Source organism: Parasphingorhabdus sp., from assembly GCF_039982395.1.
Taxonomy (GTDB): domain Bacteria; phylum Pseudomonadota; class Alphaproteobacteria; order Sphingomonadales; family Sphingomonadaceae; genus Parasphingorhabdus.
Genome location: NZ_JBDWYO010000003.1, coordinates 461,198 through 472,500 on the forward strand (window position 1 = coordinate 461,198; position 11,303 = coordinate 472,500).

Here is an 11,303-nt window from a genome sequence, read left to right on the forward strand (position 1 = left end):
GTCGGGGGCCGGATAGCTCCAAAGCTCCGGCCCCCTTTCCCCCGGTAAGCAACTCGGGGGTCATCATATTTTCTGTTTATATTAACTCAGGCCATTCAAGAGTTGACCGGAATGATCCAGGACTAACAGTTGCCGTCGATCGCGCGACCAGCCAGAGCGCCTACGGCACCGCCAATGATGGTTCCTTCGGTCTTGCTGCCGCGACCGGCCACTTCATTCCCTAGCAACCCGCCGGCGATGGCACCAATTATTGTACCACCGGTTCCCCGATCACAGCCCCGATAGCGACGGTGATTGGAATAGCGATTGTTACGATAACGACGCTGATCACGATAATCACGGCGATCCCGATAGCGACGATCACCGCGATACGTGTCGCCCCGGCGATATTGACGATATCCGTTGCCGCGGACCTGTTCGTAATACCCGCCATTGTTATAGCCACCGCGCGCTTCTGCAGGTGTGGCGAAGGCCATAGTTGCAATGGCTGCGGTTGAAATTGCCAGGCTTCCCAAAATTTTGCTGATCATTTTCTCTACTCCAAAAGGGTTTTGCGACATTCGAATCAATTGCTGTTCATCGATGCTCGGTCTAGCGGCGTTGGCTTAACCAGAGACTGAATGGTGACTTTATCTCAGGTTCATATTCGGAGCGCTTTTTCTGAATGATGCTTCTGAAAATGGCCGGACTAGCGTTTTAAGCCATTGCTGCCTTTCCTGCTGTCCGATAGCAATCGGGAAAATAACGAAGAGGATGAGTGATGAAATTGACCGGCAAGACAGCAGCGATAACGGGTGGAACAGCGGGAATTGGGCGCGGGATTGCCGAAGCCTTTCTGGCCGAAGGCGCCAATGTCGCTCTGATGGCTCGCAATCCGGACAAGGGTGCGAAGGTCATTGCCGAACTTGATGTCGGAGACCGGGCCTTGTTTGTTGCCGGAGACGTCATGGAACAGGATCAGGTCGAAGCCTTTATCGACAAGACCACCGCCCATTTCGGGTCCATCGATATTCTCGTTAACAATGCTGGCGGCGCCGGAGATCTGGCACCCCTTGTCGACCTTACCGATGAGTCTTTTGACCAGGCGATGAAGTGGAATATCTATGCCACGTTCTGGGCAACCCGCCGGGCTCTTAAGCCAATGATCGCCCAGAAATGGGGCCGCGTCATCAATATCAGCTCTACCGAAGGCAAGATGGGCAAACCCACATTCGCGCCCTATACGATTGCGAAACATGGCATCAACGGCATGACCAAGGCCGTGGCACAGGAGGTCGGCACCTCGGGCATCACGGTCAATGCCATTTGCCCAGGACTGATCCTGACCGACTTGATCATGGAAAGCGGCCCAGCCACAGCTGAAGGCCTTGGCATGACCTTTGACGAGATGATCGATATGTTCTCCCAGGAAAGCGCCCTCAAACGGCCAGGCAAGGTAGAAGAGGTCGCGGCAATGGCAGTGCTCTTGGCATCGGAAGCCGGCGCCGGCATTACCGGAGCGACGCTGAGTGTCGACGGCGGTACCGCACAATATTGACGCTGCCACGCTGAACAGCGGCAATCTAAAGAAAGTCTAGCGGAGCAATTCTTCGCGCTTCTTGGCGACATCTTTCACATCCGACCAAGGGTCGGCCGGCTGTCTATCCGCCTGTGTAACCGCAGCGTCCGTCACTGGCGCCACTTCGGCGGGCGGATCGGCGGCGACGCAATAGGCGGTGACCAGCACCATGGCTGACCACCATAGCGCATTGTTGCGACTGGCAAAGACACGGGTGAGGCGCGGTCCGAACATCGGTCGCCTCTAGCATCGGGGCGTTAACAACTTCTCGCCACCTCTTGCAAAGCCAGTTGCCAAATATTGGTATATTTCCCCATTATTCAGTTTTCGTTCATATCACATCGAACGCCATATATTCTTATCTATCTGTTTTATATAGTTTTTTATAAACTGGCACGGCCTGTGCAAAGCTATTGGCATCTTCGCAAAACAAATTGCGGAAAAACAGATTGAACCAAAAAGGAACTCAAAATGACAAGCATCAACATCCAGAACCAAGTCGCCGCCGCTTTTGCCGCTCTTTTCACTGCCGCTGTTTTCGTTAGCGCCAGCATCGGTCCCGCAATCAACAATGCCACCACCCTGGTTGCATAACCCAATATTAAAGGAACCCAGACCATGTTATCCCCCGATTTTCAAAACCGCATCGCCGCCGCCTTTGCCGCCTTCATCTCGGCCACCATCTTGCTCACCGCCTCCATCGGTCCTGCCGTCAACAACAGCGCATCCCTGGTGATCTGATCACCAGAGGATAGCGTTGCCCGATGACCACCATGACAAACCACCCCAAGCTTAAGACCATCACCCGCGACTGGTGCTAATCCGCCTTCGCTTCCTTGCGCAACAGAAACCACGCCAGCCCGAACAACAGCATCAACAGCCCGTCGACCATCGCGCCGTAAAATACGGGGCCTAGCGCCATCCGGCCCTGCAAATAGAGGATCGAGACGGGCAGGAAAAAAGACAGTTTTTCCAATATGGCGATCGGCACCAACATGCGATAGCGAAGCGGGTCGATCGCAATCATCACAAAGATCAGCTGAAACACCAGCGCCAGCCCGACAAAGCCGTAATAATATTCCGGCCGCGGCCCCGGTTCTGCAAACAGACCCGGTACCAGTGCAAAAAAGCCCCAGGCAGCGGCCAGGAGGAAAATAGTACGAACAAATTTCATATCGACTCCCGCTTGAACTTTACAAAGTTTACAGTGTTAAAGGAAAGAAATCTTCCTCCATGAAAAATAGTGGTTTCCAGGCCTTTTACAGGCGGTTGCACATGGGTGGCTATAAAGCGTCTCATGTCTCTGCCTTTATCATGGCCAGCCTTTGTAGGACAGAGACAGCGTCCGGAAAATCGCAAGAGAGGATGGCAAAGATGGTCAACCGTGATATTGGATCAACCATGGAAAAATATCGTGACACTATCGGTTGGGGCGCCATCATAATAGCGGCGCTCAGCTTTCTCCCCATCCCCCTGCCCGCGCTGCCGCCAATGCTGTCATCATCGATGTTCATGCTGCTGCCCGGACTTGGATCGGTAATGATGATGATCGTACCGATGCTGCTTTTTGCCGCCGGCATCGGTCTGGTCAAAGGATGGGACGGTGGGCGCAAGCTATTCGTGATCTGGGCCGCGCTTTCCGGATTGGCGGCGCTCGGCGGCTTTCAATATAGCCCCAATGATTCCATCGTTGATCTGGTGATCATCACGGCATGTCTGGTGGTGGTCCTATGGGGCGACTGGCGCCAATTGCTGCCACCGCCACGGCGTTGACAGTGGGACCAGTCAATTCCGACGGCTCTAGTAACATCCCCGATAGGGTTCGCAGGCAATCCCATCATGATCGGCGTCCAGAGCGCCGCGATATCCGGGTTCGCCGCGCCGGATAGGGGCTGCGCCGGCATCCCGTGCCCCATCACAATTGGGATAGTAAGTCATATCACGAGCAGCGAAATTGGCCGCCTGCCCCGCCTGTCCCGATGATGGATATAGGAAGACCCCGACAAAAGTCAGTCCCACCAGCTGGACCATCGCGATCGCCTGCAATCGCGCACCAAATGGCTGCTTGCGCGTCTTGTGTCGGAACAGCGCGCGGCCGGCATAAGCGCCCAGCGACCCTCCAAATAGCGCAAGCCGCAAAAGCGTCGCCTCTGACACGCGCCACTGGAATTTTTCTGCCTGTATCTTGTCCCAACCAAAGAGGACGAAAGTCCACCCATTGATCAGGAGGAACACCAGAAAAATATTGGTCGCGTTTAGCATGGGCTGAAATTACGCCGACAGGCTTAAGGACTCATGAAACTCGGCTTTGACTGAAGCGGCCAAATGCACGAACTTGGAAGGCTCGCACAAACGGGATGCGGATTGAACAGGTGCCCAGCCCAGCAATTTACTTGTCGTTACCCAAAAATCATGCTGAACTTTAGTGACTTAGGGGAGCATATTTCATGAATAACACGCTTTTTGGTTCAGCCGCGCTGGCGGCTTCGATGGTCCTAACTGCACCGGCACTGGCGCAGGATGCTGCTGAACCGGTCACACGAGCCGATATGATCACACCGGAACAATCATCCGGAACGCAAGGCGCTGGGCCAGAGCCTGCACCAATGCAGGATCTCGCGGAAGGGCCCGAACTCCCGGCCGACGGAACAGAGCCCGTCTACACAAAGGCAAGCGACGGCTCGATATGCGAATTGCACGTCTGGCCTACAGAAAATTATATCGGCATCAACATGGGCCTGCTGTCAGGCTTTGGCGTTGTCGGTGTTCTTGCCGATCAGGAAGTCAACAAAGGCAAGGTCGCCACGGTCAAGGACCTGATGGAGGATTATCTGGGTCCCCGCGTCCAACTGGAACAGCTGGATCAACTCGAATTCACCAAACTGCTCAAACTGGAGGGCTATAAGGTGATTGTCGAGGATCCTTCGCCTTCCCATGATGATGCCAAGAAAGATCCGGAGATCAAAGCCAAGGCCAAGGCGATGAACAAAACAATCAAGGCGAAGCAAAGGCTCACCGACTCCAAAGCCCCCTGCTATGCCGAATTGTTCACCACCCATATTTTCTATCACAAGGCGATGATGTACGGCAGCAATCTGTTCACCGGCTGGATCTTCCGCGAATTTGATGGCGAAAAGCAGACCAAAGTCGGCAAGGGCCAGGTCAAAAATCCACTGGAAAATTTTCCACCCAAGACCGAAGACATGATCGCGCCGGCGAAGCTGGAATTGCGAGATGCCTATTCCAAAAACTTCCCGGAATATGTGGAGAAGAAGGTGTTCAAGGTGAAGCGCAAGAAACGTTAGCGCCTTTGCACCCGCCCCCTCGGCGCGGGACCACATGGGTAACAATAGGGGTGCGGGCCGCCGATCCGGTTTCCTGCACCCCTGTTTTTACAGCCTAGGCCCGTTGGATTTAACTCTTGGCCGTCTTGCCTTCGATGCTCCAGATACCGGCACCGCGCGCGGCGATGAAGAGGAAGATGAAGCAATAAAGCATCAGCAATTCGCCACCATTGGCAAGCGGGAACAGACCACCTGTGCCGTGCACCAGCCAATAGCCGACCGCCGACATGCCGCTAGCGATAAAGGCCGCAGGGCGGGTAAACAGGCCCAATATGATCAGAGCGCCGCCGACCAGTTCGATCGCGCCGGCACCATAGGTCATGGCGTTCATCGGATATTCGAAAGCAATCGGGAAGCCGAAGAATTTGTGCACGCCATGCGCCATAAAGCCCAACCCCGCGACAATCCGCAGCAGCGCGTAGCTATGTTCGGTATAAGCATCTAGAAATTTCATCATTTTTCCTCCCCATTTTTTGGTGGAGAAAGACTAGGTCGCGCTTGCCTTGGCGTCAACGCGGGAGGTGACAGGCGCGGAGCAACAATTTGTTGCCGATTTAGTTATTGTGGGGTGGGTGTACGGGAATGCGGCGCGAGGTCGAGAGGGTAAGCGGACCAAACCAATCGTCATCCTGAGTTTGTTTAACTTCGCTGGCTTTTGGCTCAGGATTCCGACGGTAAAGTGCGCACCCTCGCGAGATTCGGAAACGAGTTCAGCATGACGAAAGACGGCATTGATGTGTTGTGCCTAGACGTCTAAAGACCGAGGGATGGAAAAAGTTACAATATTTTATCGCCGAAACTGCTGTGATTTAGTCGATGTGGCCTACTTTTCGTAATAGTTCAGCCTGCCCATCATCCAATGCCCGATGCGACAAGAACTCCCGGTATCCAAATTTCAGTCCAAGTTGATGCATCAATTCTCGATCAGTTTCAGAATATAGAATCGCAATGCCTTTTGGCGCCAAAATATCTCTCGCACCTCCATTTCTCCGAATTCGTTTCATATAGTCATCTTGAGCGGCGATCGCGGCAACTTGAATCCTTGAAACTGGGAGACCAAGACAATTTTCGAACAATGTCGCTAGGCGCTTTGTTCCCTTCCCACTGGAGATAATTCGTTGCCGTAATTCATCATCTATTAGCGTCCAAAAATTGGGCGTGTATTCAAATTCGGATGCGAGCCACCAGATGTTTTTCGTTCCCGCAGCTGAAAATTGTGTTTTCGCATCTCGATTAGGGCGATCACGCAAATAGGGTCGCCTCGCCCTTGCTAATCCAACTGCACATTTTGCCGAACTCTCATTAACCCTCAACAATATGCAAAATTGTTCAAAAGCCTCAGGCGGAATCATCCAGCCAGAACCTCCCCCGGTTGTTGATTTCACATCAACTTCGAGATCTCCAATCAAGAGATCTAGGACCACACCTTTTGGCACTTGAAGCCAATCCCGAAGCAATATTTCGAATTTCGTTCCAAGGTAAGTTTTCTCGGTCTTCTCAAGATCACTGAAAAAGAACCGGCCCGTCCTTGCAGTATCAATTACCTCATCGATTGCAGACCTAAAAAAGCTTCGCAGCTTTTCTTCAAATAATTCTTTGCCGCCTACAGCATCAAGAAGTCCGGCTTCCAATGCAGAAAGATCGGAATAGTCTTGGTGATCCAACGCCAACGGACGATATCCGTTATTCGAGAATAGGTTAGGCAACAGCTCGAACCGGAAAAAGTTTCTGGACCGCGAGTGCAATTTTTAAATTATTAGCGACAGCCTTCGCGACTGGCGGCGGGAACGCGTTGCCGACTTGCCGGTAACTGGCAGTTTTTTTGCCATGGAATTGCCAGTCATCGGGAAAGCCCTGAATGCGGGCGACCATTCTGACCGTGAGGCGGGGCGTCCCAATAAAATCGCGCCCGGGGGCATCGTTGCCAAGGCTTTTACCCTCAACACCGAGCGAAGCCCATGCCTTACGGGCCCGAGTCGGACCGAGGTCGGGCCCGCCATGCTTTTTGGAGCCACCAACAATAGTCGGCGCGATATCATCGCAAGCATCAGCCCATTTACGTGCGCCGCGCCAGCCGTTGGCAGCCATCAAGTCGTAGAGTGTTTCGCCGACGGATAACGGATTATGCGGATAAGGCGTAGGCCAGTCGAAGGCCTCAACAAGGTCGTTCCGAATAGCAACGATGACAACGCGCGGACGCAGTTGCGGGACTCCGTAATCGGATGCATTGAACAGGCGCCAGTCGACATGGTAACCGAGTTTTTTTAACTGCGCCTTGAGTTCCAGTCGGTAATCCTCAAACACTGCAGAGAGAAAACCGCGAACATTCTCGATCATTACTGCCTTGGGGCGAATTTCATCTATCAAGCGTAGCGCTGCGGGAAACAGGTTGCGCTCATCTAGTTCACCTAGCTGTTTGCCAGCTACTGAAAAAGGTGGACAAGGCAACCCGGCGGTGAGTAATTCCGTGCCCGCAAAGGGCCGACCGTCAAACCCGTTCATGTCTTCGCAGCGGACATCCCAGTGAGGGCGATTCAATTTAAGCGTTGCCGCGCAGTCCTTATCTATCTCAACCAAGGCATTGTGGCAGAAACCCGCCTGCTCCAGCCCCAAAGCCTGCCCGCCTGCCCCTGCGCAAAATTCGATGGATTGCATGTTCAACTCCTGCTTTTCCGCAGATTATGTTCTTTATTTGTTCACGTCAAGATTTATCAATCTCTCGAAAAGCTACCGCCTTAAGTCTACTCCGCAGCAACCCCTGCATCTGCAAACATATCCGGTCCGTCATCGGCGACCGCTTCGTCTTCGTTCGCGACCTTGCCTTTGCGCTGGTCAAAGCTGGACCAGACGTCGTTCCATTCGCCTTTGGTCGCGCCTTTTGAATATTCGGTGGCGCGGGCTTCGAAGAAATTGGCGTGCTCGACACCGTTGAGCAGTGGCGCCAGCCATGGCAGCGGGTGGTCGTCGATCATGTAGATCGGCTGGAAGCCCAGCTGTCCCAGACGCCAGTCGGCGATATAGCGAATATATTTCTTGATCTCTTTGGCGGTCATGCCCGTCACCGGACCGTCGCTAAACGCCAGATCGATAAAGGCATCTTCCAGCCGCACGGTTTTCTGGCAGCAGTCGATAATATCATCGCGGACCGATTTGGTCAGGCAGTCGCGTTCCTGCACGAATGTGTGGAACATCTTGATAATGCCTTCGCAGTGCAGGCTTTCATCGCGGACCGACCAGGACACAATCTGCCCCATGCCCTTCATCTTGTTGAAGCGCGGGAAGTTCATCAGCATCGCGAAGCTGGCGAACAGCTGCAGGCCTTCGGTAAAGCCGCCGAACATCGCCAGCGTCTTGGCAATATCCTCGTCATTCTCGACGCCGAATGTGCCCATATAGTCGTGCTTGTCCTTCATCGCTTCATATTCGAGGAACATCGAATATTCGCTTTCCGGCATCCCGATCGTGTCGAGCAGATGCGAATAAGCGGCGATATGGACGGTTTCCATGTTGCTGAACGCGGTCAGCATCATCTTGACTTCGGTCGGTTTGAACACGCGGCCATATTTGTCGTGATAGCAATCCTGCACCTCGACATCGGCTTGCGTGAAGAAGCGGAAGATTTGCGTGAGCAGGTTGCGCTCGTGATCGGTCAGCTTCTGCGCCCAATCGCGGCAATCCTCACCCAAAGGCACTTCTTCCGGCATCCAGTGAATCTGCTGCTGCCGCTTCCAGAATTCATAGGCCCATGGATATTCAAAGGGCTTGTAGGTCTTGCGTGCTTCCAGAAGTGACATATTAACTCGTTCTCCGCTTTACTCGTCGCTTTCCCCGTGCTGGAAAGGATGGATAATACCCCTTTGATCTCTGAAAAAAACGACCCCCTCCCAAAAGGAGCAAAAGGGAGGGGGCAGTGGGCAAAGTCTATTGCATCAATTTTCCGTCATTGAGCTTGTCTGATTCTAGCGGACTCGGTGATCGGCAGGCCGCTTTCGGTTGGAACGTAAATTAAAGACGCTTTGGACGATTCCAGTGCCTGAATCTGCAGATATCGCAAATATCCTTCCGGCCCGCCCAAACTGTCTTGCAAAATCGCATTGGCTTTGGCCGCGCCTTCGGCACGCAAAATTTCAGCAGCGGCCAGTTCCGTTGCACTTTCCCGTTTGGCACGCGCTTCAAGCACCGCGACTTGTCGGGATGACTGCGCTTCAGCCAAGGAAGCCTCCCCTGCCAATCGCTGAGAATAGACACGATATTGGGGATAGACTGCCATGATCAAGATGATCAGGATCGCTAGGATCCCAAAAATTACCAAATATCCTGCTGCCCCTAATCTCATGAAATTTGCTCAATCCTAATACGCTATGCTTCGCTGCCTATTGGCAGGCGAGACACTCATCATAGTCGGTGGAACCGGCGGTGGTCATTAGCTCGACCGTTTTCGGATCGAGCGTATTGTCGGCTTCGACGCCGCCACCGGCTTCGCTAGACATCGAGTCATCACCGGCGAAACCGGCGCGCTGGATCGATTTCGAACGCAGATAATAGAGCGACTTGATGCCCAGCTCCCATGCGCGGAAGTGGAGCATCAACAGGTCCCATTTGTCGACATCTGCCGGGATGAACAGGTTCAGCGACTGCGCCTGATCAATGAACGGCGTCCGGTCGGCAGCGAGTTCGAGCAGCCAGCGCTGATCAATCTCGAAGCTAGTCTTATACGCGTCTTTCTCGTCGGCGCTGAGGAAATCCAGATGCTGGACGCTGCCGCCCTTCTCCAGGATCGAATTCCAGACATTGGTCGAATCCTTGCTCTTCTCCTGCAGCAATTTTTCGAGATGCGGGTTCTTCACCACGAAGCTGCCCGAGAGCGTTTTGTGGGTGTAGATGTTTGCCGGGATCGGTTCGATACAGGCCGATGCGCCGCCGCAGATGATACTGATCGACGCGGTCGGTGCGATCGCCATCTTGCAGCTGAAGCGCTCCATAACGCCTTGATCGGCGGCATCGGGGCAAGGTCCGCGCTCTTTCGCGAGCATCATGCTGGCTTCGGACGCCTTCGCCGAAACATGCTTGAAGATCTTGAAGTTCCATGATTTTGCCAATGCGCTTTCAAAGCCGAGGCCGCGGGCCTGCAGGAAGCTGTGATAGCCCATCACGCCAAGGCCAACGCTGCGCTCGCGTTCTGCGCTATATTTGGCACGCGCCATTTCATCCGGTGCGCGGTCGATATAGTCCTGCAGCACATTGTCGAGGAAGCGCATGACATCTTCGATAAAGCCCTTCTCGACCGACCATTCATCCCATTTTTCAAGATTGAGCGAGGACAAGCAGCATACGGCGGTCCGGTCTTCACCCAGATGATCACGGCCTGTCGGCAAGGTGATCTCTGAACAGAGATTGGAGGTGGAAACCTTGAGACCCAGATCGCGGTGATGTTTCGGCATCATCCGGTTCACCGTGTCGCTGAAAATGATATAAGGTTCGCCAGTTGCCAGTCGTGTTTCGACCAGCTTCTGGAACAGGCTACGCGCATCAACCGTGCCGCGGACCGAACCGTCTTTGGGCGACTTGAGGTCAAATTCGGTGCCATCGCGAACCGCTTCCATAAATTCGTCGGTCAGCAACACGCCATGGTGCAGGTTCAGAGCTTTCCGGTTAAAGTCGCCAGAAGGCTTTCTGATTTCAAGAAATTCTTCAATCTCGGGATGATCAACATCGAGATAGCAAGCGGCTGAACCGCGGCGCAACGAGCCCTGCGAAATCGCTAGGGTCAGGCTGTCCATCACACGGACGAAAGGAATGATGCCCGATGTCTTGCCGTTCAACCCAACCGGTTCGCCAATGCCGCGAACGCTGCCCCAATAGGTGCCGATGCCGCCGCCGCGTGACGCAAGCCAGACGTTTTCGTTCCAGGTGTTGACGATGCCGCCAAGGCTATCATCGACGCTGTTGAGATAGCAGCTGATTGGCAGGCCACGTCCGGTGCCACCATTGGACAGCACAGGCGTTGCTGGCATGAACCAAAGCTTGGAGATCGCATCATAGAGACGCTGGGCATGATCCTGATCATCCGCATAAGCGTCCGCAACACGGGCGAACAGATCCTGAAAGGATTCGCCGGGCAGCAAATAGCGATCCTTGAGAGTCTCTTTCCCGAAGTCGGTCAGCAAATCGTCGCGACTGTCATCCTGCTCGATCTTGAACCGGCGTTTTTCAACGCTGTGGCTGTCGCGCTCGGCTTTCAGTTCTTTTTCGTCATTGGCTTTCGCCGACGCGGTTTCAGCAGCTACTTTTTTGCTGACTTCCGGTTCACTTGTTGGTGTTGAATTTTCGGCTTTGCTTTTTGGCGTATCCAATACTTCCGCGCCCATTTCCATCTCACTCGCATCTGTTCCGGACACATT

General features: G+C 53.8%; 15 protein-coding genes. 5 read left to right on the forward strand and 10 right to left on the reverse strand.

What is annotated here, in order from left to right; all coding sequences use genetic code 11:
- Positions 1-122: 122 nt before the first annotated feature.
- Positions 123-530: a glycine zipper 2TM domain-containing protein gene (locus ABJV08_RS08765; protein WP_348041044.1), complete on the reverse strand. Its 408-nt coding sequence runs from the start codon at positions 528-530 to the stop codon at positions 123-125.
- A 230-nt stretch (positions 531-760) separates the two neighbouring features.
- Here ABJV08_RS08765 and ABJV08_RS08770 point away from each other — a divergent pair, with 230 nt between their 5' ends.
- Complete coding sequence (locus ABJV08_RS08770; protein ID WP_348041046.1) at positions 761-1,537, forward strand: SDR family NAD(P)-dependent oxidoreductase; 777 nt, start codon at positions 761-763, stop codon at positions 1,535-1,537.
- Between the two features lie 36 nt (positions 1,538-1,573).
- Here ABJV08_RS08770 and ABJV08_RS08775 read toward each other — a convergent pair whose 3' ends face one another.
- Positions 1,574-1,792, reverse strand: a complete 219-nt coding sequence (locus tag ABJV08_RS08775) for a hypothetical protein (RefSeq protein ID WP_348041048.1) — start codon at positions 1,790-1,792, stop codon at positions 1,574-1,576.
- 237 nt (positions 1,793-2,029) lie between these two features.
- On the opposite strand from ABJV08_RS08775, the gene ABJV08_RS08780 reads away from it, so the two are divergent.
- A complete protein-coding gene (locus ABJV08_RS08780; protein WP_348041050.1) occupies positions 2,030-2,152 on the forward strand; it encodes a hypothetical protein in 123 nt (40 codons plus the stop codon).
- A gap of 24 nt (positions 2,153-2,176) precedes the next feature.
- Positions 2,177-2,299: a hypothetical protein gene (locus tag ABJV08_RS08785; protein ID WP_348041052.1), complete on the forward strand. Its 123-nt coding sequence runs from the start codon at positions 2,177-2,179 to the stop codon at positions 2,297-2,299.
- 76 nt (positions 2,300-2,375) lie between these two features.
- On the opposite strand, the gene ABJV08_RS08790 is transcribed toward ABJV08_RS08785, so the two are convergent.
- Complete coding sequence (locus tag ABJV08_RS08790; protein WP_348041054.1) at positions 2,376-2,732, reverse strand: hypothetical protein; 357 nt, start codon at positions 2,730-2,732, stop codon at positions 2,376-2,378.
- Positions 2,733-2,959: 227 nt separating this feature from the next.
- Here ABJV08_RS08790 and ABJV08_RS08795 point away from each other — a divergent pair, with 227 nt between their 5' ends.
- A complete protein-coding gene (locus ABJV08_RS08795) occupies positions 2,960-3,331 on the forward strand; it encodes a hypothetical protein (RefSeq protein WP_348422304.1) in 372 nt (123 codons plus the stop codon).
- A gap of 27 nt (positions 3,332-3,358) precedes the next feature.
- Here ABJV08_RS08795 and ABJV08_RS08800 read toward each other — a convergent pair whose 3' ends face one another.
- Entirely contained in the window at positions 3,359-3,820 is a 462-nt protein-coding gene (locus ABJV08_RS08800) for a DUF1294 domain-containing protein (protein ID WP_348041058.1), read from the reverse strand.
- Positions 3,821-4,005: 185 nt separating this feature from the next.
- Between ABJV08_RS08800 and ABJV08_RS08805 the strand changes: the two genes are divergently transcribed.
- Positions 4,006-4,863 carry a hypothetical protein gene (locus ABJV08_RS08805; RefSeq protein WP_348041060.1) on the forward strand — a complete coding sequence of 286 codons (858 nt, stop codon included), beginning with the start codon at positions 4,006-4,008 and terminating at the stop codon, positions 4,861-4,863.
- Between the two features lie 109 nt (positions 4,864-4,972).
- Here ABJV08_RS08805 and ABJV08_RS08810 read toward each other — a convergent pair whose 3' ends face one another.
- The 6 genes from ABJV08_RS08810 to ABJV08_RS08835 form a co-directional block, all read right to left on the reverse strand.
- Positions 4,973-5,359, reverse strand: a complete 387-nt coding sequence (locus tag ABJV08_RS08810) for a DoxX family protein (RefSeq protein WP_348041062.1) — start codon at positions 5,357-5,359, stop codon at positions 4,973-4,975.
- 352 nt (positions 5,360-5,711) lie between these two features.
- Positions 5,712-6,572, reverse strand: a complete 861-nt coding sequence (locus ABJV08_RS08815) for a NaeI family type II restriction endonuclease (protein WP_348041064.1) — start codon at positions 6,570-6,572, stop codon at positions 5,712-5,714.
- A 28-nt stretch (positions 6,573-6,600) separates the two neighbouring features.
- Complete coding sequence (locus ABJV08_RS08820; RefSeq protein ID WP_348041066.1) at positions 6,601-7,557, reverse strand: DNA cytosine methyltransferase; 957 nt, start codon at positions 7,555-7,557, stop codon at positions 6,601-6,603.
- Between the two features lie 86 nt (positions 7,558-7,643).
- Positions 7,644-8,696 (reverse strand): ribonucleotide-diphosphate reductase subunit beta, encoded by a 1,053-nt coding sequence (locus tag ABJV08_RS08825; protein ID WP_348041068.1) that lies wholly within the window; start codon positions 8,694-8,696, stop codon positions 7,644-7,646.
- A gap of 146 nt (positions 8,697-8,842) precedes the next feature.
- Complete coding sequence (locus tag ABJV08_RS08830; protein ID WP_348052578.1) at positions 8,843-9,238, reverse strand: membrane protease subunit; 396 nt, start codon at positions 9,236-9,238, stop codon at positions 8,843-8,845.
- Between the two features lie 37 nt (positions 9,239-9,275).
- Positions 9,276-11,270, reverse strand: coding sequence for a ribonucleoside-diphosphate reductase subunit alpha (locus ABJV08_RS08835; protein WP_348041285.1), 1,995 nt, complete (start codon positions 11,268-11,270; stop codon positions 9,276-9,278).
- Positions 11,271-11,303 lie beyond the last annotated feature (33 nt).